The following is a 23,776-nucleotide window of genomic DNA, read 5'->3' on the forward strand; positions in this document are numbered from 1 at the left end:
CCAACGCGCCAGTTACTAAGAACGCTCTCATCATTTCTGAACCCTGGGCAGCTGGCCTGCGAAGGAACGCGGAGTACCGCGCGCGCCGCATGAGGGCGCTCGTGGACACCGACATCGAACCCGCAGGAGGGGCAGTGCAGACCCGATCCAGGATCCGGAGGGCAGCCGCAACGGCCGCGCTCGTCACGTCAGGGGTGCTGCTCGCAGCGCCCGGCCAGGCGCTCGCCGAGTCGGCGTTCGCCGTCGACGGCGCGAACAACCTCTACACGTTCGACACGAAGACGCCCGGCACGCTGTCCGCCGCGCTGCCCGTCACCGGGCTCGGCGCCGGCACGCTCGAGGCGATCGACGTCCGCCCCGCCACCGGCGAGCTCTACGGCCTCGTGCGCACCGCCACCAGCACCGTCCAGCTGGTCCGCGTCCCCAAGGGCGGCGGCGCAGCCGTCCCCGTCGGCGCGACGTTCGCCCTGACCGGCGTCGTCACCGGCTTCGACTTCAACCCGACCGTCGACCGGATCCGCATCGCGACCGGCGACGACGAGAACCGCCGCGTGGCGCCCCTCACGGGCACGGTCACGACGGACGGCGCGATCAACCCCACGTCGGACGTCATCGCCGCTGCGTACACCAACAACGTCTCGGGCGCGCTCAGCACCCGGCTCTACTACATCGACTTCAACGGCGGGCCCGCGCGGCTGCAGCTGTCCGGTGACCCGAACGCGGGCACGGTCACGAACGTCGGCTCCCTCGGCGCCACGCTGAACAACGGCGACGCCGGGTTCGACGTCTCGGGCGCCACCGGCATCGCCTACGCCTCGGTCCAGGCGACCGCGGGCGTGGCGACGCTGCACACCATCAACCTCGACACCGGTGCTGCCTCGACCGGCACCGCCTTCGCGGGCGTGACGGACATCGTCGACATCGCGGTCGACACCGCGCCGCCGGCCATCGGCGGGCTCGCGGCCGAGAAGGCGTTCGTCGTGACGGGCACCGCTGCCGCCCCGACGCTGCAGACCCTGCAGACGAACGCGCCGCAGACGCTCACCAGTGTCGGCGCCCTCGGGCTCCCGGCGGGCGAGACGTTCGCCGGCCTCGACGCCCAGCCCTCGAGCGGCCGTCTCTTCCTGATCACGAAGGACGCGGCCAACGCCGGCCGCGTCTACACCGTGAACAAGGGCACGGGCGGCCTGACGCTCGTGACGACGACCCCGTTCGCACTCGACGCCGCGACGGCCTACGCGGTCGACTTCAACCCGGTCCCCAACGCGATCCGCGTGATCTCGAACCTCGGGCTGAACCTGCGGATCTCCCCGGTCACTGGTAACCAGGCCGCGGCCGACACCGCCCTCACGGGCACCCCGGCGCCGAACATCGTGGGCGCCGCCTACGACAACAACGTCAACGGGGCGCAGCAGTCGACGCTGTACGACATCGACGCGACCGGCGACTCGCTCCGCATCCAGGGCTCCCCGGGCGGCTCGCCGGACAGCCCGAACGGCGGCGTCGTGAACAACTTCGGCGCCGGCGCACCCTTCGGGACACTCGGCATCGACACGAACACGCAGGTCGGCTTCGACATCTCCGGTGCGACGGGCATCGGCTGGGCGACGCTGCAGCCGTCGGCGGGTGCCTCGCGCCTGCATCGCATCGACCTCGCAACCGGGCGTGCCGGGGCGGGTGCGCCGATCGGCGCCGCCGCGACCGACGTCCTCGACGTGACGCTCGACGTGCAGCCGCCGAGCGTGCAGTTCTCCGCGGCGGCCTTCTCGACGAACGAGAAGACCGGCACGGCGACGCTGACGATCAGCCGCTCCGGTAACACGGACGGCACGTCGACGGTGTCCTACGCGACGACGGCGACCGGGACGGCGACCGCCGGCACGGACTTCACCGCCGTCGCCGCCACCCCGGTGACGTTCGCGGCCGGGGAGACCAGCAAGGCGGTCGACATCGTGGTCGCCGACGACACCGTGGTCGAGGACACCGAGACCATCGGCGTCACGCTCGTCGCCGGGTCGAACACGGGCGCGTCGCTGGGCGCACCGAACGCGGCGACCGTGTCGGTCTTCGACAACGATCCGACCGGTGCCACCGTCCCCGTCCCCGTTCCGGGTCCGACCGTGACGGTGCCCGGCCCGACCGTCACCGTCCCGGGTCCGACGACCAACAAGCCGCCCGTCGCCGTCAGCGCGCGGAGCGCCACGGCCAAGGTCAACACCACCCGCGACCGGCGCGGCCCGTACTCGTTCCGCGTCTCGGGGTCCGTCACCCCGCCGAGCGGCCTGAGCAAGTCCACGGCGTGCCGCTACGGCACGGTGTCGATGGTCGTGAAGCCGACGTCGGGCAGCTCGAAGACGTTCGAGAAGCGCGTGTCGTCCAGCTGCACGTTCGCGGCGACGGTGCCGGTCAGCAAGAAGGGCTCGTACACGATCACCGTGCGGTTCCTGGGGAGCGACCGCCTGAAGGCGCGGTCGGTCAAGACCCTGAAGGTCCGCGCGGGCTAGCGCTCGGCGCGGGTCGCAGAGGGCGCCGGGGGACCGTAGGGTCTCCCGGCGTGGCTCTCAACGACCGTGTCGCCTCCTACCTGGACCAAGCGCGGCTGAAGCTGCGCGACGGCCTCTTCGCCGAGGCCGAGGGGTTCGAGCGCGTCGCGGGGCAGCAGGTGGCCGGCCTGCCGGACGGGCGGGCCGAGCGCCTGGCGATCTGCCGGACCGCGGCCGCCCGGTTGCGGGCGCAGGGCGACGGGCCGGGGGCCGCGGCGCAGCTGCGCGACGCGGTCGCCATCGCGGACGGGCTGCAGGTCCCGCTGCCGCAGCGGCACGAGCTGCTCAGCGAGCTGGGCGTCGCGCTGACGCTGGCGGCCGACTTCGAGGGCTCGGTGAGCGCCTTCCAGCAGGCGCTCGCCGTCGGGACGCAGCTGGGGGCCGGCTACCTGCCGGCCGCGGAGACGCGCGTGCGGATGAGCGTCCCGCTGCGTCGCCTCGGGCGCCGCGGCGAAGCGGACGCCGTCCTGCGCGAGGCGCTGGCGCAGGCGCGGCAGCAGCGGACGCCCGGCGCGGACCGGCTGATCGAGCAGATCGACGCGGAGCTCGCGGAGCTGCGCGAGGCGCACGGACCGCCCCTGGTCGGCGGCGCTGCGGCGGACCGGCCGGCGGTCGCCACGGGCGCCGGCGCCACGGCCACCGACGGTGTCCCGCCGCCGCCGGTCCTGCCGCAGGCGCACTTCGACGAGGCCGCCTATGCGCAGGCGCTCGCGGACCTCGACGCGCTCGTCGGCCTGTCCGGCGTCAAGGCGCAGATGCGGCGGATGGCCGAGCTGCTGCGCGTCGGCACGTTGCGGGTGGAGGCGGGGCTGAAGCGCGCGGACGTCAGCCTGCACCTGGTCTTCATCGGCGCGCCGGGGACTGGCAAGACCACGGTCGCGCGGCTGTTCGGCCGCCTGTACCACGCACTCGGCCTGCTGAACTCCGACCGGGTGGTCGAGGTGACCCGGGCCGACCTCGTCTCCGGCTACGTGGGGCAGACGGCGACGCTCACCAACAAGGTGGTCGACGGCGCGCTGGACGGCGTCCTGTTCCTCGACGAGGCCTACTCGCTCGTGCGCCCCGGGAGCCCCGGGGACTTCGGGCCGGAGGCGGTCACCGAGCTGCTGAAGCGGATGGAGGACGACCGCACGCGGCTGGCGGTGATCGTCGCCGGCTACCCGCAGGAGATGGGCGAGTTCCTGCAGTCCAACACCGGCCTGGCGAGCCGCTTCGCCGAGACGGTCACGTTCGCCGACTACGGTCCGGAGGAACTGGTGCAGATCTTCGTGTCGTTCGCCGAGCACGCCGACTACGGCCTGGACGCGGAGGCCCGCGCCGCGGTGCTCGAGGTCCTCGGCACGCTCCACGCGGCGCGCGATCGCTTCTTCGCGAACGCCCGGGCGGCGCGCAACCTGTTCGACGACGTCATCGGCCACCAGGCGGAGCGCCTGCTCAAGACGGGTGCGGGTGCGCCGACGCGAGCGGAGCTGATGGCGATCACGGCGGCGGACGTGCGCGCGGCGCGCCCGCAATAGAAGCTGAACCCGGGTTCCGCCACCGCCACGGTGGTCAAAGCACTAATGACGCTCGTCCGGGGCCGGTGACCGGGTCGACTGCCGCGCGCGACCTCGCCGTCAGCGGACGACGAGGGTGCGGTCGAACGCCCGGCGGAACAGGTCCACCTCGCGCTGCGCCGCCCAGCGCGGCAGCGCCACCGAGCCGTCGGCGTCGAGGATCAGGTGCACCTCGTCCCCCGCGACCTTCACGCGGACCGCGGTGACGATCTGGTCGCGGGCCCGTTCGAGGTCCTCCGCCAGTCGCAGCAGCGCGGCGCACCGGTTCAGCCGCCGGATCCCGTCCTCGTCCAGGTGCGCGGCGAGCGGGCCCGGGTCCGGCGTGCCCTTGCGGTGGTAGCGCGCCGCCTGGGCGACGATGGCGACCTCGGACGGGGTGAACCCGGGCAGCCCGGCGTTGAGGATCAGGTACCGGGAGTGCTTGTGGTGGTCGTCGTAGTCGACGGACATCCCGATGTCGTGGAGGCAGCACGCCGCCCACAGCAGCTCGCGCTCCAGCGGGTCCCCGGGATGCAGGCGCGCGGCCGCGAGGTCGTCGAACATCCCGAGCGCGAGCTTGGCCACGTGCGCGGTGTGGCGCGGCTCGACCCGGTACTGCGCCGCGATGTTCAGGACGCTGGCACGGCGGACGTCGTCGACCAGCGGCGGGTCGCCCGCGTGGCGCAGCAGCCGCTCGAAGAAGACGCCCTCGCGCAGTCCGGCCTCGGTCGCCTCGATCCCCGGGAAGCCGCCCGCCTCCATGACGCCCTCGACGACCAGCGCGCCGGCCAGGATCAGGTCCCCGCGGTTCGGCTTCACGCCGGGGACGCTGCGGCGCTCGGCGGTCGGCAGCGCGGCGAGGCGCTCGATCAGGCCGCCGAGCGTGTCGCGGGTGATGACCTGTCCCTGCACTCCGCCGGACGGCAGCCCGTCCGCGCGCTGGGCGGCCGACGCGAGGTTGCGCACGGTCCCGCCGATGCCGACCAGGCGGTCTCCGCAGCGCGGCAGCCACTCGGCCTTCTCGAGCCGGCTCGCGACGTGGCCGCGCACGTCGTCGAGCGCCTTCTTCTTGTGCGGGCCCGGACCCGACAGGAAACGCTCGGTCATGCGCACCGCGCCGAGCCGCCAGGACTCGGCGTCGCGTGAATGGCGGCCGACGACCCGCACGAGCTGCATCGATCCGCCGCCCAGGTCGAGCACGCAGCCGTCGGCGAGGGTCGTGGAGTTGACGGCGGCCAGGTAGCCGTAGTGCGCCTCCTCCGCCCCGGAGAGCACGCGGATCGGCAGCTTGGTCAGCTTCCGGGCCTTGGCCAGGAAGGCGTCCGAGTTGCTCGCCTCGCGGATCGCGCTGGTCGCCACGGCGTCGATCTGGGTGTGCTCCAGTCCGCTGGCGCGGGCGAAGTGGGCGAAGACGTCGAGCGCGTCGAGGGCCCGGGCCATCGGGGCCCGGCCGAGCTCGCCGGTGGCGGCCATGCCCTCGCCGATCCGGACGGCCTCGAAGATCTCGTCGGAGCGCCGCCAGGTCCCCTCGTGGGCCTCGAAGACGACGAGCCGGAAGGAGTTCGAGCCCAGGTCGATCACGGCGACCCGCAGGTCCGGCTGGGGTGGGTCTCCGTCCACGCGGGCATCCTCGCGTATCGCCCGGCCGCGACGCGTCGCCGTCAGGGTGGCGAGCGGGCGCGCCGGCGCGGGCCGTGCGCTGACAGGGCGGATCGCTTGATCAGGGCCGAGCTGTCGTTATGTCCCGGTACATGCGCGCCCGCTCAGCCCCGTCACGTCCCGCCGTCCTCGCCGTGCTGTGCGCCGGGGGTGCGGCGCTGGCCGGGACCGCAGCCGCGACCGCGCACGCCGCTGCCCCGTCCGGCCCGGGTCGGCCGCTGGCCTCGGCGCTCAGCACCACCGCGAAGACGGTCAAGGCAGGCACGCGCGTGCGCGTCGCCGGGACGGTGCGCAACGCCGGCGGGCGGACCTCGAAGGTCAGCCTCGAGTTCAAGCTGCGCTCGCGCGGGCGGCCGCACGTGATGATCCCGCTGGGCCGACGCATCACGCCGGACGTCCGCGCCGGCGGCTCGCGGCGCTTCAGCTTCCTGCTGACCGCTCGTGGCAGCACCTTCCCGGCGCGGGTGACCTCGGCCTACGAGGTGGTGGTCTGCGTCCGCCGCGCCCCTGGCGACGCCGTCGCCCGCTGCCGCAAGGCGCCGACGGGCGTGACGGTCGTCCCGCCGGCGGTGAAACCGGCGCCGGTGCCGGCGCCCGCGCCCGCCCCGCCGCCGGCGCTTCCCGCCCCGGCCACGCCGAGCCCAGCCACACCGCCGACGACCCCCGCGACACCGACCACTCCCACCACCCCCGATCCCGCCGCGAAGTACACCCCGGGGGCGCGGTCGCTCGGCGACACCCTCTTCCCGGACATCGGCGGCGGCGGCTACGACGTCCAGCACTACGGCCTGGACCTCGCGTACGACATCGCGAGCAAGGTCCTGGGCGGGACGGCGACGATCACCCTGAAGGCGACGCAGGACCTCTCGCGCCTGACGCTCGACTTCGCGCCCTGGCTGCGCGTGTCCGCCGTGACCGTCGATGGGGTCGCGGCGCAGTTCCGGCAGGCGGACGACACCCCGCCCGCGAGCCCGCCGTCCCCCGGCCTCCCGGCGCTGCCCGGGGCGGCAGCCGACACCGCCGACTACAACCTCGACATCACGCCGCCGGCGCCCGGCCTCGACCGTGACAAGGTCGTCGCGGTCGCGATCACCTACTCCGGCGTCACCCGTCCCGTGATCGACCCCGACGGCGCCCCGGACGGCTGGATCCCGGACACCACCTACGGGGCGATCGCCGTCTCCGAGCCGATCGGCGCGATGGGCTGGTTCCCCGGGAACAACGTCCCGTTCGACAAGGCGACGTTCACGACCCGGATCTCGGTCCCGGAGGTGTCCCCGCCGTGGGTCGCCGTCGGGACGGGCGTCCTCGATGGCCCGCCCGTGGTCGCCGGGGGCCGCCGCACCTACACCTGGAACGACCCCGACCCGACGGCGCCGTACCTCGCCTCGGTCGCGATCGCGAAGTTCGACCTGGCGACCGACACGTCGCGGAGCGTCCCCTTCTACACCGCCGTCGACCGGTCCTTCGACGCGGCGGCGAAGGCCAAACAGCTCGCGGACCTGAACCGCACCCCGGCGATCCTCGACTACTACGCCGCCTACTTCGGGGTCCCGTATCCGTTCAACGCGATGGGCGGCATCAACCCGCGGCAGTCGGTCGGCTACTCGCTCGAGACGCAGGGCAAGCCGACGTACGCGGTCAGCAGCGCCGCCGACTCGGCGGGCGCCGGCATCGACACGGTCGCCCACGAGAACGGCCACATGTACTTCGGCGATCACGTGACGCTCACGCAGTGGAAGGACATCTGGCTGAACGAGGGGATGACCGAGTTCGCCGCGTGGCTGTGGTCGGTGAACCAGAACGGCGGGCCGACGCTGAAGGCGCGCTTCGACGAGGTGTACGGCGCGCTGGAGCCGAACTTCTGGAGCATCCCCCCGGCCGACCCGCCGACCGCGGGGGACATCTTCGACGACAACGCGATGTACCAGCGCGGCGCGGCGACGATGACCGCGATCCACGAGATCCTCGGCGACGCGCGGTTCCGGACGCTCATGCGCGACTGGCTCACCGCCCCCGGGCACCCCGGCGGCAACGCGACGACCGAGCAGTTCATCGCGCTCGTGAAGGCCCACGACCCGGCGCGGGCCGCCCGCTGGGATGCCTTCTTCCGCGAATGGCTCTACACGTCCTACCAGGGGGTCGGACCCGCGACCGGACGACCCGCCATCACCCCGGCGACGTTCTGAAGCAGCGTCATCTGACGCACACTCCACAAAGGCGTCACTTCGGCGAGGAGTGGTCGTTTACGGTCGCATCATGCGCAAACTCACCCTCCTCCCGCTGGCCGCGATAGCCGCCACGGCACTCATCCCCGCCAGTGCTTCCGCCAAGGTGACCCGCTGCGACGGGACCCGCGGCGTCGAGCTCGCCAAGAGCAAGATCGTCAAGATCTACAAGGTCAAGCAGGGCTCGAAGAACCGCTACTACGGCTGTGCGAAGCCGCGCGGCCCCGTGATCGCCCTGACCCAGACGTTCACGGGCAACCAGGTCAAGATGGTCGCGGCGAAGGGCGCCTACGCGGCCTTCACCCGCACGATCTCCGGCTCTGACACGATCTCGGTCGTCGACGCGCGGACCGGCAAGAAGAAGAAGGGCCTCTTCCCGCCGAGCAGCATCGAGTTCGACATCGACAACCAGACGCCGCAGATCGGCGCGGCGCGGATCAACGACAAGGGCGCGCTCGTCGTCGCCTACTCCGGCCTGGGTGACGGCCAGAGCACGGACTCGCAGACCTACATCTACGGCTTCGACGCCGACGGCGCCGGCTACGACCAGCAGTTCCTGGACAGCGGCACGAGCTCCAAGGTCCCGCCGAAGTCGATCAAGCTCAGCGGTGACGTCGTCACCTGGACCAACAGCGGCAAGACGCGGACGGCGAAGCTCGACCAGAACGGCCTGAGCATCGTCAGCGGCGGCGGCCTGCTCGAGGGTGACGTCACGACCACGCCGGCCGGCGGGATCGCCTGCCACATCACGAAGCTGACCGAGGTCGGCAGCTGCGTCGGCGCGTTCGCCCCGTCGTCGAAGGTGACCGTGACCGCGACCGGTCCGGCCAACTCGACCGTGACGATCACGGGCGCCTGCACCGCGTCCCACGCGCCGGTCCCCGGTGAGGCCACGAGCGTCGCGACGTGCGAGGTCACCATGAGCGACGAGCGCGAGGTGAAGGTCACCTTCGCCTGACGGTTCGCCGCGAACGCCGTCGTCCCGCGGGCGGTCCCTCTCCGGGGGCCGCCCGCGGTCGTTCTCAGCCGCGCTCGATCAGCTCGATGCGGTAGTCGTCCGGGTCGCGGACGAAGCAGATGCGCGAGCCGCCGTCGCTGACGGTGTACGGCGGCTTCTCGGGCGTGATGCCCTGCTCGGCGAGGTCTGCAAGGGCGCTGTCGAGGTCCCCGGTCGTCACGGCGATGTGCCCGTAGCCGGAGCCGACGTCGTAGGACTCGACGCCCGGGTTGTACGTCAGCTCGAGGCGCGCGCCGTCGCCGGGCAGGCCCATGAAGACGTTCGTCGCGCCGTCGGGAAGGCTCATGCGATGGACCTCCTCGAAGCCGAGCGCGCCGTAGAAGGCGACGCTGCGGTCGATCTCGACGATGCGATAGCAGGTATGGATGAGTTCGGAGGACATGACGGCGACGGTAGCGGGCCGGGGGCGCCGGGTAGCATCGATCGGGTGATCCTCGAACGCGCGATGAACGATGACTTCCTGTCGAACACCTACCTCGTGGGGGAGGCGGGCGGGCCTGGCTTCTTCGTCGACGCCGGCGGGCCCGTGGCCCCGCTGCTGGCCAAGGCCAAGGAGCACGCCATCGACGTCACCCACGTCCTGCTGACCCACCACCACTGGGATCACGTCTCTCAGCTGGCCGAGATCCTCGAGGTCTTCCCCGGCGCCGCCGTCCTGATCCACCCGCTCGAGCGCCCGCTCGTCGCCGACGAGTTCGCCGGTCACGTCACCGGCACGATGGAGGCCGGCGAGGAGATCGCCATCGGCGATCTCACCGTGAAGACGCTGCACACCCCGGGGCACACGCTCGGCATGCTGTCCCTGCTCGTCGACGGCAACGTCTTCACCGGGGACACGCTGTTCAAGAACTCGGTCGGCGGCGTCCGCGCGCCCGGCCACACGACGTTCGCGGACATCAAGCACTCGATCATGGACGTGTTGCTGACGCTCCCGCCGGAGACGGTGCTGCGGCCGGGCCACACCGACCCGTCGACGGTCGCCGACGAGCTCGAGACCAACTCGTTCGTCCGGATCTGGCGGGGGGTGGACCCCGAGGGCGACGCGCAGTGCACGGCCCTCGATGAGCCCGCGACGCTCGTCCACCTCGGCGACGACTACGACGGCGGGCACAAGGCCTGGGTCCGCTGGCCCGACGGCAGCGACGACATCGTCCCCGGCTCGAAGATCGTGCAGGGGTAGACCGACCCGTGGCCGTCCGCGCCCGCGGCGCGCGCCGGGGTGGGACACTCAGCTGATGGCCAAGAAGGACGCACCCATGCCCACCTCGCGCATCCGGCGGACCGCGGTGGTGGGCAAGCTCGCCGCCGGGCAGGCGGCGCGGCAGTACGGCACGAAGGCCGCGAACCTGACGCGGTCCGAGGAGGACGCCCGGGCAGCGAACGCGCGGCGGCAGCTCGAGAGCGCCGAGCAGATCGTGACGGCCCTCGGGACGATGAAGGGCGCGGCCATGAAGCTCGGCCAGGTCCTGTCGTTCCTGGACGTCGGGCTGGTCCCGGAGGAGCACCGCGAGGAGTTCCAGCTGAAGCTCGCCGCGCTACGCGACGCGGCGCCGAACGTCGCCTTCAAGGACATGAAGAAGGTCATCGAGGCCGACCTCGGCGAGAAGCTGAAGGACGTCTTCAGCGAGTTCGACGAGACGGCCATCGCCGCGGCGTCGATCGGCCAGGTCTACCGCGCGAGGCTGAAGGACGACGGCCGCGAGGTCGCCGTCAAGGTCCAGTACCCCGGCGTGAACAGCGCCGTGCGGGCGGACATGCAGAACCTCGGCATCATCATGCGGCTGATCAAGCGCATGGTGCCGGGCATCGACGCCCAGGAGCTGGCGGACGAGATCCGCGAACGCGTGCACGAGGAGCTCGACTACGAGCTCGAGGCGTCCAACCAGCGCCGCCTGGCCCGGATCTTCCGCGGGCACCCGTTCATCGTCATCCCCGAGGTCGTCACGGACCTCTGCCGCGAGCGCGTGATCGTCTCCGAGTTCGTCGAGGGCGCGGGCTTCGACGCCATCAACGAGCACGCGACGGACGCCGAGCGCGACCGCCTCGGCGAGATCGTCTTCCGCTTCTACTTCGGCTGCATGTACCGCCACCACCAGTTCAGCGGCGACCCGCACCCCGGCAACTTCCTGGTCATGGACGACGGCCGGGTCTGCTTCCTGGACTTCGGCCTCTTCAAGGTGATCGACAAGAAGATCGCCGAGGTCGAGCTCGAGACCCAGCGGCGCGTGGACGCCGGCGACGCGCAGGGGCTGCACGACCTGTGGGCGCGCGAGGGCTTCCTGAACGACGCCACGCGGATGGACCCCGAGCGGCTGCTGGAGTTCGCCCGCTACTCGACGTGGTGGTACACGGACGACGACGAGGTCCGCCTGTCGCCGCAGATCGCCAGCGAGATCGTCCTCGGGATCTCGACGCCGATGGGCGAGCACTTCGCCCGCATGCGGCACGAGAACTTCCCGCGGGAGTACCTCTTCGGCCGGCGCCTGGAGCACATGACGCTGGCGGTCCTCGGGCAGCTCGGCGCGAGCGCAAACTGGCACCGCATCGCCCGCGAGTGGACGTTCGGGGACGCGCCGGTGACGGAGCTCGGCGTCCTCGAGACCGAGTTCTACGCCTCGCGCGGCCGGTAGCGCGGGGTTGCCCGGGCTCGGTCCGCGCGCGCGGATCCTGACGCTGGTCGGCTTCGTGGCCGTCTGCATCGGCGCGCTCGCGCTGAGTGGCAGCGTCTCCGTCGACCGCGTCCGGGACGCCGCGGAGGGGCACGGGCTGCTCGGCCCCGTCCTGTTCATCGTCGTCTCCAGCTGCCTCACCGTCGCGTTCTTCCCCGGGCCGATCCTGAGCGGCGCGTCCGGCCTCGTCTTCGGGACGGCGCTCGGCTTCCCGGTCTCCCTGATCTCCGCCGTGGTCGGTGCGTCGCTCGCGTTCAGCGTGTCGCGCTGGTGGGCGCACGACGCCGTCGCCGAGATCGCCGGGCCGCGCGTGACGGCGTTCCGCGAGTTCGTCGGGCGCCGCGGCTTCCTCGCGGTCCTCTACGCGCGGCTCGCTCCGGGAGTCCCGTACAACGGCGTGAACTACGCCGCGGGCCTGACGCCCGTGCCGCTGGCGGTGTTCGCCGCCGCGACCGCGGTCGGCGCGGCCCCGCGGGCGTTCGCGTACACCGCACTCGGCGGCCAGCTGGACGACCTCGGGTCCTGGCAGGCGATCCTCGCGCTGGTGATCCTGGTCGGCATGGCCACCGTCGGCCTCGTCGTAGCCGCCCGGGATCCCGAGATCGCCGGTGCGGTGAAGTCGCTGCGTCGTCGTCCGTAGGCATGGACGAACGTCGACGTAGGTCGATCTTCGTCGTATAACGTCCGGTCATCGCCGCGCCCGCGGGGACCGGACCGTGCCGCGCGCTGCCGCGGCCGAGCTCCGGCAGCACGACCGAAGGACAGCTCGATGATCGCCCAGCACCAGGCCGACCCGGGGGCCCGCCCCGCCTCCCGTACCGACACCACGGTCCGTCGCCGGACGTCGCTCGCCGCGACCCGGACCGCGCTGATCGCGGCCGCTGCGCTCGTCGGGGCCGCGGCGTCGGCCACCCCGGCGTCGGCCGCGCGGCCGCAGATCGTCGGTGGCCAGCAGGTCCAGATCAGCGCGTTCCCCGCCACCGTCTCGATCGGCGTGAACTTCACCCCGAGCCAGGCCGGCGGCCACTTCTGCGGCGGAGCGCTGATCGCCCCGCAGTGGGTCCTGACCGCGTCGCACTGCTTCGACAGCCCGGGGACCGGGGCCAAACCGGACGCGGCCGGCCTCGCGACCATGGCCGCCGAGCTGCAGGTGGTGAGCGGCACGACCGTCCTGGACGGCGCCTCGAACGGCGCAGCGGTCGGCGCGGCCGAGATCATCCAGCACGAGTCCTACCCGGGCAGCGCGCCGGCAGGTGACGGCGGGCCGAACGACGTCGCGCTCGTGAAGCTGAAGGAGCCGCTGACGGGCGTGCCGACCGTCCCCATCCCGCGGTCGACCGGCGACGAGGCCCTCTACGCCGCCGGCCGGGCGTACTCGGTCGTCGGCTGGGGCTCGACCGAGCCGGACAGCAACACGCCGGGTGCGTTCAAGCCGGAGCTCAAGGCGCTGGGCGTGGTGAGCCGCGCGGACGGGGAGTGCGGCCCCGGGTTCGCCGCGGCGCTCGAGCTCTGCACGGCCCTCCCGGCCGGGACGCCGACCCCGTCGTCCTCGTGCCAGGGCGACAGCGGCGGGCCGCTGTACGCCACGGCGCCCGGCGGTCTGGTGCTGGTCGGCGTCGTGAGCCGCGGCCCGTCCCCGTGCGACGGGATCGGGGAGGAGGGGACCTACGGCGAGACCGCGGCCTTCCGGACCTGGATCGAGGGCAAGATCGGCGCGCAGCTCCCGGTGAGCACGTCGACGCCCACCCCGACGCCCGCGCCGACTCCCACCCCGACGCCGACGCCCACCCCGACGCCGACGCCCGCGCCGTCGCCCACGCCGACGCCGACCCCCACGCTGACTCCGACCCCCACGCCGACCCCGACACCTACGCCGCCCGTCACCCCGGTGCCGGCCGCGCGTGCCGTGACGCTGCCCGCCGGCGCGTCGCTGACCGCGACCCGTCGTGCCGCGCTGCGGCTGCGGTGTGCCGTCCGTCCGTGCGTCTCCGTCGTCGAGATCCGCCGCGGCGGCCGCCTGGTCGCCACCAAGACGGTGAAGCTCACGGCCGCAGCCCAGACGGTGACGTTCGCCCCGCGGGCAGGGCAGAAGCTGTTCCGGCTCGGTCAGACGCTCCGGGTCACGGTCCGCACGACCGGCCGGACCAACCGCACGGTGACCGTCAAGATCCGCTGATCGCGGAGCTCGCCGCTACTCGCGGACCTCGCGCGTCACCGGCCACGTCTGGCCCGGCGCCGGCAGCTCCTGCACCTGCAGCAGCGACGTCGATCCGGGTCGGCCGCTCGGCAGGCCGGCGGTGATGCCGACGCGCATGCCGGGCTGGCACCAGCCGAGCTCGACGACGCGGGCGGCCGCGGCCGCGATCAGCTCTTCGGTCACGTCGTAGCGCCCGATCGACGACGCGGTCACGCCCCACATCAGGCCACAGCGGCGGACCGTCTCGCGACCCGGGGACAGCGCGTAGATCGGCACGTCCGGACGGTGAGCCGACACGAGCCGCGCTGAGCGGCCCGAGAGCGTGGGCACCACCAGCGCGGCGAGCTCGAGATCGCTGGCCGCCTGGCAGGCTGCGTGGGCGACCGTGTACGACGGGTCGCGCGTGTCGCGGCCGACCCGGGAGATGTTCCACTCCTTGTACGGCGCGTGGCGCTCGGTGTGGAGCGCGATCGACGCCATCATCTCGACGGCCAGCACCGGGTAGGCGCCGACGGCCGTCTCCTGGGAGAGCATGATCGCGTCCGTCCCGTCGAGGATCGCGTTCGCGACGTCGGCGACCTCGGCCCGGGTCGGGCGCGGCGACGTGATCATCGAGTCCAGCATCTGGGTCGCGGTGATCGACGGGCGGGCGAGGCTGCCGGCCAGCGCCAGCAGGCGCTTCTGCACCATCGGCACCTCCTCGATCGGGAGCTCGATGCCGAGGTCGCCGCGGGCGACCATGACGCAGTCGCTGACCTTCAGGATGTCCTCGGCGCGCGCCACGGCCTGCGGCTTCTCGATCTTGGCGATCAGCGGGGCACGCGTGTGCTCGCGCACGAACGTCACGTCCTCGGGGCGGCGGACGAACGACAGGGCGACCATGTCGACCCCGATCTCGATCCCGGCGCGCAGGTGCTCGAGGTCCTCCTCCGGCACGGCCGGCAGGGCGTCCGCGGGCCCGGGGATGTTGAGTCCCTGGCGACTGGCGACGGCGCCGCCGACCTCGACGACCGTGTCGATCTCACCTAGTTCGGGCCGGACCGCGAGGGCGCGCAGGCGCACGCGACCGTCGGCGAGGTACATCGACTCGCCCACCTCGATCGCGTCGACGAGCCCTGCCCAGTCCATGTACAGGGTCTGCTCATCCCCGACGCGGTCGTCGACCGGCCCGCACAGGACCGTGACCTCGCTCCGGGCGGGGAGGACGACGCTGCCGTCGCGGACCGCGCCGATGCGCAGCTTCGGGCCGGGCAGGTCCTGCAGGATCGCCACCGGGCGGCCGGCGCGGTTGGCGGCCTCCCGCACGAGGTTCGCGGTCTCGCGGTGCTCCTCGTGGGTGCCGTGGCTGAAGTTCAGCCGGGCGACGTCCATCCCCGCCTCGATCAGGCGGACGAGCATCTCGGGCGTGCGGCAGGCAGGGCCGATGGTGGCGACGATCTTCGTGCGGCGCTGGGTCACGCCCCCAACCTACCGGCGGACCGTGCGCACCCCGGTGATCGGGCTGGGAAACCCCCTACTTGTCCAGGTTGACCCCGCGCGGCAGCGTGAACGTCTTCGACGTCGAGTTCGACCTGGTGGTCTTCCGGACGAACGTGCTCATCCGGTAGACGGCGGCCGTCGCGTCGTCCGGCGCGTCGACGGTGACCGTGAACGTCCCGTCCGACTTCGGCTTGAAGCGCTTGACCGTCTCGACCGTCTTGCAGGAGAGGCGTCGCGTCAGCGTGATCTGCGCGACCGACTTCGCGAGCGGAAGGACCACGCGGCCCTTGAGCGTCACCTTCCCATCGGACGAGGTGACCGAGTTCACGAGCATCCGCCGCGTCAGCTTGAGGTCGAGGGACTTCTCGCTGCCGATGAACGCCTGGTAGCGGGCCTTGTCGGTGTTCCGGATCGACTTCGGCGGCAGCGGGGCGGTGGCGCTGAACGACCCGTCCGCCCGGACGGTCGCCGTGGCCACGGTGCGGCTGTTGCTCTTGAGCCGCAGCCCGACGCTCCGGCCCGCGAGCTTGCGGTCCGCCGCGCCGAGGAACTTGACGCGGCCGTTCTGGTTCAGCACGTCCACCAGTACGAGGCGGCGCGTGGTGCACTGCAGCGCGAGGTCGGCGGCGGACGGGGGCGGCGTCGCGGCGGGGACGACGCAGTCGACGCCGGCGGTGCCGCCGATCGTCGCCTCGCCGAGGATGACGTCCGCGAGCGACTGCCCGGCGATCGAGACCTGCAGCCGCGGCCCCTGCTGGACCAGGGTGCCGTCGGGGCGGATCGTCTGGCTCGACGGCGTGAGCTTGACGCTCGCGAGCGTGGCCGGGATCTCGATCTTCGGCAGCGCCGCCACGAGCGGCTTGAGGACGGTCTCCTGGATCGGGCCGAGGAGCGTCGGGAGCAGGCCGCCGAGGGCGCTGGTCAGGCCGAGCGGGAGCTCGATCTTGGTGAGGTCGAGCTTGCTGAGGTCGATGCTGCCCGAGTCGATGACGCTCAGCACCTGGCTCAGGAGCTGGTCGGTCGGCAGCGCGTCCCCGAGGACCTTCAGGTCGGCGACCTGGCTGGCGCCGAACGCCTTGGCCGTCCCGTCCTGGCAGCTGGCGCCCGCGTAGGCCGTGGCCGCGCCGAACGAGAGCAGGTCGACGTTCGGCAGCCCGCCGTTCGGGAGCAGGGCATCGATGGCCGGCTTGAGGTCGAAGGTCAGCGTCGACGGCAGCCCGAGGAGGCCCAGCAGCGGGTTCAGGGGCGTCAGGCTCGACAGCGGGACCTCGAGCTTCAGCAGCTCCGGCGGGATCGACGCGGTCGGAAGCGTGATGGGCAGCGTCGGAAGGGCCTTGACCGTCAGGCCGGCGAGACCGCCGCTGGCCAGGGCCCCCTGCTTGTCGTTGGGAGTGCCGGAGGGCGTGACGATGGTCTTGGCGCTCAGGGCGCTGGCGCTGACGGGGAGCGCGGCGAGCGCGTCGGCCAGCACGGCGCCGCCCGCGGAGTCGTTCGTGCACTCGGCGCTCCCGCGGTTCGCGGTGACCGGTTCGATCGCCGCCTGACCGAGGATCGTGCCGCGCAGGGCGCTGGCGTCGCAGGTGAAGCCGGCCGCGGCGGCGGGGGACGGCAGGGCGGCAGCGGCGGTGACGGCGGCGACGGCCGTCACGAGCGTGAGGGCCGCGCGGGGGCGGAAGGGGGTCAGCGGCATGGGGGTGGGGCTCCTGGTCGCGACCAGGCTGTCAGGGACAGCCCGCTGGGGTGGGGATCGCGACGGTCAATGGACGACGAGGGTGGTATCGGCATCCGCGATCGGCCGCTTGAGGTATCGGTGCGTACCGACATGCCCCTCTGAGACTGCCTCGGGACCTCACCCGACCGGTATTCGTCGTACCCTCAAGGGAGCGATGCAGACCGACGTCGACACCCCGGATACCGGGGAGCCGCAGGACGCAGCCGAGCGTCCCGTGGTCAAGCTGAAGAAGGTGCGCCGGTCCGCAGCCGCGGAAGGCCCGTCCGCGGACGCCTCCGATGCGGGCGACGGCGACGGCGACGGGACCACCACGGCGGTCGCCGACCCGGAGGACGACCCGCGCTACCTGCCGGCCCACCTGGACCCGACGGCGCCGACGATCCTGCCCCCGCTCGGGCCGATCGAGCACTCGCGCGGCTGGCGTCGCTGGTTCTTGCGGATCTTCGTGGTCAGCCTGCTGATCGCCGCCGCGGCCACGATCGCAGTCGCCGCCACGATGATCGTGGAGGAGGCGGACAAGCCGGAGGGTCGCAAGCCGGTCAACGGCGTCCTCATGCCGGACGACTCCCGCTTCCGCGACATCGCGAACCAGCTGCTGAGCCGCAAGCGGCCGGAGAAGGTCACCGGCATCGTCGTGACGGGGGAGGCCGGCGAGGTGACGGTCGTCCGCTACAAGCGCGGGCAGACCTCGTTCATGTCGAACTACCTGAACCCGAACGCCCTGCAGGTCATCGCCCGCGCGATCGGGGTCCGCAGCGACGACCCGATCACCGTCGACGAGCTGCGGCTCGAGGTGCTGCGCCGCACCGGGCGCCAGCGGTGGCGCCTGCGCGGCGAGCAGAGCGGGCAGCCGTGGCGCGCCACGATCAACCCGAACGGCACGAACCTCCGCATCATCCCCGTCAACGACGGGAACTGACACGCCGCGCACGGCCGCCCCGGGGCATCCCGGGCCGGCCCCCCGAGCGGCGTGCGGGCCTACTTCGGCGGCATCCGGATCGCGCCGTCCAGCCGCACCGTCTCGCCGTTCATGTACGGGTTGGTGAGGATCTCGAGGGCCATCGACGCGAACTCGTCGGCGACGCCGAGCCGCTTCGGGAACGGGACGTTCTTGCCCAGGTGCGCCTTGAACTGCTCCGCCTGCTCGCCGCTGCCGTAGATCGGCGTGTCGAACAGGCCGGGGGCGATCGTGTTCACGCGGATGCCGGCGCTCGACAGGTCCCGGGCGATCGGCAGCGTCATGCCGACGATCGCGCCCTTAGACGCCGAGTAGGACGCCTGGCCGATCTGTCCGTCGAACGCCGCCGCCGACGCGGTGTTGATGATCGAGCCGCGCCACCCGTCGGCGTCCGGCTCGGTCTGCGCGATGGCTGCAGCGGCCAGGCGCGTGACGTTGAACGTCCCGATCAGGTTGACGCGGATGACCCGCTCGAAGGTCTCGAGGCTGGCGGGGGAGCCGTCGCGGTTGACGGTCCGCTCGGCCGCGCCGATCCCGGCCGAGTTGAGCACGTAACGCAGGGGCGCCAGCTCGACGGCGGCGTCGACGGCTTTGGTGACCTGCTCCGGGTCGGCGACGTCGGCCTGTGCGAACACGGCGCCGATCTCGTCCGCCACGGCCTGCCCGACGTCGGCGTTGAGGTCGACGATCACGACCCCGGCGCCGGCGGCCACGAGCCGCTTCGCGGTCGCCAGGCCCAGGCCGGACGCACCTCCGGTGACCAGCGCCGACGTGTTCTCCAAGCTCACCACGTGTCTTTCACCTCTACGGTTCGGGAAGGGACCAGCTGCCGGACAGCCTATGCCGGGTGGTGGGCGGTCGGCCGTAAGTTCCGGCCGGCCCGGTCGTTGCACGGACATGCAATCGCGCCTGCTGCTCGTGACCACCGCGGCCCTCGTGGCCGCAGCGCTGTCCGGGGGCGGCCCGGCCGGTGCGGGCGTGCCGAGGGACGACCTGCCGGCGAAGGCGCAGGCCGTGCCCAAGTCGCCCGGCTCCCGCCAGGTCGTCCGCCTGCGGTTCCGCGCGCGCTACGACAGCTACCGGGCGACGTACGTCGCCAACACGACGGGCCCCCGGCATGGCTGCGGGACCGCCAGCGACTGGACCGCCGACTACGACAGCGTCGACCCGGGCGACCGTCTGGACTTCGAGCTCACCCCGCCGCGTGGCGGCTGGTGTCGCGGCGTCCACCGGGTGCGCCTCGTCGCGACCGCCTGGGTCGACATGTCCGACGACGACTGCGAGCAGGTGCCGGAGACGGCGTCGTCCGCCTGTCCGGAGGAGCTGAATCGGGTGACGCTGGTCGACCGGCGCACGAGCTTCCGCGTCCGCTGACGGGCAGCACGTCGACAGCCCGCTCGGGGTGACGGCCCGGCCGTGACCCGCCGCCCCTGTGTCGTGCTAACGCGCTCGGACTGACACCGGCCGGCTGAAGCCGTTGATCAGGTCGACGTTTCCGGGCACCTTCACGCGGTAGGTCCCCGACCGCCGCACGCGCGCGGCGATGGCGAAGATGGAGTCGCTGCCCGAGGCGCGCAGCCGGCTACGCACGATCGTCGCGTAGCGGCCGGAAGGCGTGCGGCGCTGCAGCAGCACAGCGGCGCCGTTGCGGGCGGGCCGGACCAGGCCCGAGAACCGGACGATCCGCCCAGCCCGCGGCGTCCGGATCGACGCCTTGAGCCCGACGAACGGCCGCACGGCCACGAGGCGGGCGCTGCTGGTGATCGACGGGGACGCCTTGACGACGACCCGGTACTGCGTGTTGCGGGCCGGCCGCACGGCGAACGAGTAGCCGCCCGTGGTGTTCGTCTTCACCGACTGGCCTGCCGGCTTGAAGCTGTCGCCGTAGGGGCGGCTGTCGTCGTGCTCGAGCGTGACCGGGACGTTCCCCAGACGCGCGACACCACTGAGCGAGCCGGTCACGGTCACCGCGCCCGGGAACGTGAGCGACGGAGCCGACACCCCGAGCGTTGCGACGCCGGTGGCAGGTGCCGGCTTCGGCGGCTTCGGCGGCTTCGCCGCAAGCGCAGCGGTCGGCAGCAGGGCGGCGACCGCGAACGCGGCGAGGACAGGTCGTGTGGACACACCAAGAGAACGCTGCTGCCACTCGCAGGTTGGCCGGTGGCGGGTCGGGGGACGGATGTTCCAGGGGCGTCGTCCGTGGTGAACCGCGCACCGGTCCCTCGGCTGAAGCTCAGCCGGGGATCGTGCGGACCACCTGACCGCCGGCTGTGCCCCGGGCCAGACTCCCCGTGTAGGCCACGATCAGCGTGCCTCCCGCGGGGGTCCCGGCCGGCAGGGCCACATCGAGCTTCCACGCGCCGCCGACGATGCTCGAGCGGGCGTCGAAGTTGTAGATCCTGCCGTCGCGGAGCGAGGCGTACCGCACGCGGACGATGCCGGTGGCCTTGCCGGCGATCGTCCCCGCCGCGGTGAGGCGGCCGTTCTTGACCGCCGCGTCGCCGATGGCGAGATTCGAGGGGCTGCGCGCGGCGCGGGCGCGGAGGTCGTCCCGGCCGAGCAGCGTGTTGCCGGTATACGCAAGCGTCAGGATGCCGGTGCCCAGGCGGGCCATCCGCGGCGGCAGCGTCGTGCTGAGACGGATCGGCCCGGCTTTGGCGGGGATCGGGATCGCGAACGACCGGACCAGGCCAGCCGCTCGGTACGTCGCGCGGATCATCCCTGTCGCGCGGCCGTCGATCGACGCGAGGAGGTCCAGCCGGCCGCCGGTCACGCGGGCGCGGTACAGGCGCAGGCGCGCGGGAAGCTGCGCGAAGCGGTCGGTGATGAACGGCGGCAGCACGGCCGTGCCGGGTCCGGCCGGCGGCCCGGGGTCGGGCGTGCCGGCCGGCGTGGTCGGGGTACTGGGCGTCATCGGCGTCATCGGCGTGGTCGGAGTACCGGGCGGCGTCGTCGGCGTGGTGGGGGTCGTCGGCGTCGTCGGGGTGGTGGGAGTCGTGACGGGTCCGCCGCCGCCGCCACCCCCGCCGCCGCCGCCGCCACCGCCGCCGCCGGTCCCGGTGCCGGTGAGGGCGACCGTGTTGGCGGCGCCGGCGCCCGCTCCGGCGTCGCTGGTCAGGCCGAAGCTGGCTGCCGCGGCGCCGGCGGTCGTCGGGGCGTACGTGACGGTGATGGTGCAGCTGCGCCCGTAGGCAAGCGTCTGGCCGGCGGTGCAGCCGCCGGGGCCGACCGCGTACTGCGCGGCACCCGCTCCGGTGATCGGCCCCGCCGTGGTCACGCTGACCAGCCCGAAGGTGCTCTTGAACGTCAGCGTGCGGGCGGTCGATGTCGTGCCCACGATCTGGGACGCGAAGGCCAGCGCGAGCGGCGTCAGCGTCGCCGCCTTCGCGGTGCTCGGCCCGTGCGGGAGCACGGACACGGTCGCTGCCGTGGAGTTGGCGGAGACGAGGTCAGGGAGGTTGTCGCCGTTCACGTCGCCGATGCCGACGGCCGCCGGGCCGCGTCCGGTCCCGTAGGCGACCCTGGTCGTGAAGGCGGGCGCCGTGCTGCCGAGCAGCACGGTCGTGGTGTCGTCGCCGGCGTCCGCGGTCGCGAGATCGGCCGTGCCGTCGCCGTCGAGGTCGCCGATCGCCACGGTGGTCGGCAGGGTGCCGGCGACGTAGTTGGTGCGCGCGGCGAAGACACCGGCGCCGGTGCCGAGCAGGACGGAGACCTGGCCCCCGCTGATGAGGGCGAGGTCGGGCACGCCGTCGCCGTTCAGGTCACCGACGGCGATCGACGCGGGGTTGGTGCCAGTCGGGTAGTCGACCCTGGCGGCGAACGTCCCGTCGCCGCTACCGAGCAGGACGGACACCGAGTTGCTGATGCCGTTGGTGGTGACCAGGTCGGCCTTGCCGTCGCCGTTCAGGTCGGCGATGGCCACTGACCCCGGTGCGGTTCCGGTGCCAGGCGCAGGTGCCTTGGGGGTGAAGGCACCGGCGCCGCCGGTGCCGCTCCCGAGCAGGACGGTGACGTTGTTGCTCAGCTCGTTCGTCACTGCGAGGTCGGGCTTGCCGTCGCCGTTCAGGTCGCCGACCGCCACGGCGGACGGGGATGCCCCGGTGGCGAAGGCGAACGCGCTGGCGAAGGCGGTGCCGGTGCTATTGCGTGTCAGCATCCACACGTTGTTCGTCCCGGAGTCGGTGACGGCAATGTCCGGGACCGCGTCGCCGTCCAGGTTGCCGATCGCCGCCGCTGTCAGCGTGTTGAACTGGATTGCGCTGTCGAGTGGGCTCAGCACAGGAAACCCGGCAGCCCCGTACTTGCGCTGGACCTTCACCTTGTCCGCGGACACGGTCACGGCGTCGGCCTTGCCGTCGTTGTCAAGGTCGCCGACGGCGAGGGCGGCGGGCCCGACCCCGCCCAGGACAACGTCGGTCCGGGCGGCGAACGCGCCGGCCGTGGCCGGGACGGGGTTCTGCAACAGCACCGAAACGGTGCCCGAGGTGGTGCTCGCGGCGGCCAGGTCGCGCCTGCCGTCGCCGTTGACGTCGCCGATCGCGACGCTGGTGAAGGAGGCTGGCGCGGGAAATGGGGCCGCGCTGGTGTTCCCGACGAGGTAGTCGAATCTGGTGCCGAAGCCGACGCTCTGACGCAGCACCGACACGCTGCCGTCGTTGCTGTTGGCGGTGACGATGTCGTCCATGAGGTCGCCGTCCACGTCGCCCACGGTCACCGTGTCCGGCTTAATCCCGGTGGCGTACGTCTGGGTGGGGCCGAAGGCGCCGGTGTTGAGCCCGGGCAGGACGAAGACCGAGGCCTGGAAGTTGCCGCCCGCGAGCACGAGGTCGCGCCCACCGCCCGCGCCGACGAGCTCGCCGATGGCGACGGAGAACGTGCCCGAGAGCCCGCCTGATAGCGGGACGCCAGTGGCTGCGACGGGGAAGAGGCCGATGTTGTCGCTGACCAGGACCGAGGCCTGGTTCGTGCCGTCGCTGTTCGCAGTGGCGATATCGCCGAATCCATCCGAGTTCAGATCGCCGATGGCGACCGAGTAGGGGAAGGTCCCGGTCGCGTAGTCGGTCTTCGGGAGGAACCCGGTGCCGACGGCGTCCGCGATGAAAACGGAGACCTTGCTGTTGTTGGAGTTGGTGACGGCCAGGTCGGCCTTGTTGTCGAGGTTGATCCTGCCGATCGCCACCGCCGTCGGCGCGCTGCCGGCTCCACCGAGGGCTCCGGATGGGTAGTCGGTCTTGGCGGCGAACGTGCCGTCGCCGTTTCCGAGCCGGACGGAGACGTCGTTCGAGCCGTTGTTCGCGGTGGCCAGGTCGAGCTTGCCGTCGCCGTTCACGTCGCCGACCGCCACCGACTGCGGCTTGGTCCCGACGCCGTAGTCGACTCTGGAGGCAAAGGTGCCGTCACCGTTGCCGAGCAGCACGGACACGTTGTTGGTGGTCTCGTTGACGGTGACGAGATCGAGGTTGGCGTCCGCGTTGAAGAGGCCCGTCGCGACCGCCAGCGGCCTCGTGCCGGTCTGCTTCGTGGGCGCCGGGAATTGCGGCACGACGGCGCCGGCCGTCCCGGGGATGACGAGGCTCGCCAGCGCGCCGAAGAGCACGGGAAGGCGCCAGGCGACCGGTCGGGTCGTGGTCCAGCGGGCAGCGAACGACATGGCGTCTCCTCGAGGATCCCCAGCGGCAGGCAACTGCGCGCGGGTCGGCAAACCGGACGACGCCCGGCCCCCGCACCGGCGCACGCGATCGTATCCGTTGCGCCGTCA

General features: G+C 72.6%; 17 protein-coding genes. 10 read left to right on the plus strand and 7 right to left on the minus strand.

The genetic code is table 11. The features are described from left to right. Nucleotides 1–134 precede the first annotated feature (134 nt). The gene (locus DSM112329_RS02590) at nucleotides 135–2,504 is read left to right on the plus strand and encodes a DUF4394 domain-containing protein (protein WP_354700248.1); all 2,370 of its coding nucleotides are present in this window, start codon (nucleotides 135–137) and stop codon (nucleotides 2,502–2,504) included. A gap of 50 nt (nucleotides 2,505–2,554) precedes the next feature. Next, nucleotides 2,555–4,060 carry an AAA family ATPase gene (locus DSM112329_RS02595; protein WP_354700249.1) on the plus strand — a complete coding sequence of 502 codons (1,506 nt, stop codon included), beginning with the start codon at nucleotides 2,555–2,557 and terminating at the stop codon, nucleotides 4,058–4,060. A 99-nt stretch (nucleotides 4,061–4,159) separates the two neighbouring features. Here DSM112329_RS02595 and DSM112329_RS02600 read toward each other — a convergent pair whose 3' ends face one another. Next, on the minus strand, nucleotides 4,160–5,698 hold the full coding sequence (locus DSM112329_RS02600; RefSeq protein ID WP_354700250.1) for a Ppx/GppA phosphatase family protein: 1,539 nt from the start codon (nucleotides 5,696–5,698) through the stop codon (nucleotides 4,160–4,162). Nucleotides 5,699–5,829: 131 nt separating this feature from the next. Between DSM112329_RS02600 and DSM112329_RS02605 the strand changes: the two genes are divergently transcribed. Continuing rightward, nucleotides 5,830–7,926, plus strand: a complete 2,097-nt coding sequence (locus tag DSM112329_RS02605) for a M1 family metallopeptidase (RefSeq protein WP_354700251.1) — start codon at nucleotides 5,830–5,832, stop codon at nucleotides 7,924–7,926. Nucleotides 7,927–7,996: 70 nt separating this feature from the next. Then, nucleotides 7,997–8,923 (plus strand): hypothetical protein, encoded by a 927-nt coding sequence (locus tag DSM112329_RS02610; protein ID WP_354700252.1) that lies wholly within the window; start codon nucleotides 7,997–7,999, stop codon nucleotides 8,921–8,923. Nucleotides 8,924–8,987: 64 nt separating this feature from the next. On the opposite strand, the gene DSM112329_RS02615 is transcribed toward DSM112329_RS02610, so the two are convergent. Then, nucleotides 8,988–9,365: a VOC family protein gene (locus tag DSM112329_RS02615; RefSeq protein WP_354700253.1), complete on the minus strand. Its 378-nt coding sequence runs from the start codon at nucleotides 9,363–9,365 to the stop codon at nucleotides 8,988–8,990. Nucleotides 9,366–9,410: 45 nt separating this feature from the next. Here DSM112329_RS02615 and DSM112329_RS02620 point away from each other — a divergent pair, with 45 nt between their 5' ends. From DSM112329_RS02620 to DSM112329_RS02635, 4 genes are all read left to right on the plus strand, one after another. Then, nucleotides 9,411–10,163: an MBL fold metallo-hydrolase gene (locus DSM112329_RS02620; RefSeq protein ID WP_354700254.1), complete on the plus strand. Its 753-nt coding sequence runs from the start codon at nucleotides 9,411–9,413 to the stop codon at nucleotides 10,161–10,163. Between the two features lie 76 nt (nucleotides 10,164–10,239). Beyond that, on the plus strand, nucleotides 10,240–11,613 hold the full coding sequence (locus DSM112329_RS02625; protein ID WP_354700255.1) for an AarF/ABC1/UbiB kinase family protein: 1,374 nt from the start codon (nucleotides 10,240–10,242) through the stop codon (nucleotides 11,611–11,613). Between the two features lie 7 nt (nucleotides 11,614–11,620). Next, on the plus strand, nucleotides 11,621–12,292 hold the full coding sequence (locus DSM112329_RS02630) for a TVP38/TMEM64 family protein (protein WP_354700256.1): 672 nt from the start codon (nucleotides 11,621–11,623) through the stop codon (nucleotides 12,290–12,292). Between the two features lie 129 nt (nucleotides 12,293–12,421). After that, on the plus strand, nucleotides 12,422–13,828 hold the full coding sequence (locus DSM112329_RS02635) for a serine protease (protein WP_354700257.1): 1,407 nt from the start codon (nucleotides 12,422–12,424) through the stop codon (nucleotides 13,826–13,828). Nucleotides 13,829–13,843: 15 nt separating this feature from the next. On the opposite strand, the gene pyk is transcribed toward DSM112329_RS02635, so the two are convergent. Then, on the minus strand, nucleotides 13,844–15,307 hold the full coding sequence (gene pyk / locus DSM112329_RS02640) for a pyruvate kinase (RefSeq protein ID WP_354700258.1): 1,464 nt from the start codon (nucleotides 15,305–15,307) through the stop codon (nucleotides 13,844–13,846). Nucleotides 15,308–15,362: 55 nt separating this feature from the next. After that, the gene (locus DSM112329_RS02645) at nucleotides 15,363–17,018 is read right to left on the minus strand and encodes a hypothetical protein (RefSeq protein ID WP_354700259.1); all 1,656 of its coding nucleotides are present in this window, start codon (nucleotides 17,016–17,018) and stop codon (nucleotides 15,363–15,365) included. Nucleotides 17,019–17,214: 196 nt separating this feature from the next. Between DSM112329_RS02645 and DSM112329_RS02650 the strand changes: the two genes are divergently transcribed. Beyond that, nucleotides 17,215–17,979 carry a hypothetical protein gene (locus DSM112329_RS02650; protein WP_354700260.1) on the plus strand — a complete coding sequence of 255 codons (765 nt, stop codon included), beginning with the start codon at nucleotides 17,215–17,217 and terminating at the stop codon, nucleotides 17,977–17,979. Nucleotides 17,980–18,038: 59 nt separating this feature from the next. Here DSM112329_RS02650 and DSM112329_RS02655 read toward each other — a convergent pair whose 3' ends face one another. Continuing rightward, nucleotides 18,039–18,806, minus strand: a complete 768-nt coding sequence (locus DSM112329_RS02655; RefSeq protein ID WP_354702539.1) for an SDR family NAD(P)-dependent oxidoreductase — start codon at nucleotides 18,804–18,806, stop codon at nucleotides 18,039–18,041. A gap of 109 nt (nucleotides 18,807–18,915) precedes the next feature. Between DSM112329_RS02655 and DSM112329_RS02660 the strand changes: the two genes are divergently transcribed. Then, a complete protein-coding gene (locus DSM112329_RS02660) occupies nucleotides 18,916–19,392 on the plus strand; it encodes a hypothetical protein (protein WP_354700261.1) in 477 nt (158 codons plus the stop codon). A 66-nt stretch (nucleotides 19,393–19,458) separates the two neighbouring features. On the opposite strand, the gene DSM112329_RS02665 is transcribed toward DSM112329_RS02660, so the two are convergent. Continuing rightward, the gene (locus DSM112329_RS02665) at nucleotides 19,459–20,142 is read right to left on the minus strand and encodes a hypothetical protein (protein WP_354700262.1); all 684 of its coding nucleotides are present in this window, start codon (nucleotides 20,140–20,142) and stop codon (nucleotides 19,459–19,461) included. A gap of 109 nt (nucleotides 20,143–20,251) precedes the next feature. Further along, nucleotides 20,252–23,668 carry a VCBS repeat-containing protein gene (locus DSM112329_RS02670; protein ID WP_354700263.1) on the minus strand — a complete coding sequence of 1,139 codons (3,417 nt, stop codon included), beginning with the start codon at nucleotides 23,666–23,668 and terminating at the stop codon, nucleotides 20,252–20,254. Nucleotides 23,669–23,776: the final 108 nt, after the last annotated feature.

The organism is Paraconexibacter sp. AEG42_29, assembly GCF_040581415.1.
Lineage (GTDB): Bacteria > Actinomycetota > Thermoleophilia > Solirubrobacterales > Solirubrobacteraceae > Paraconexibacter.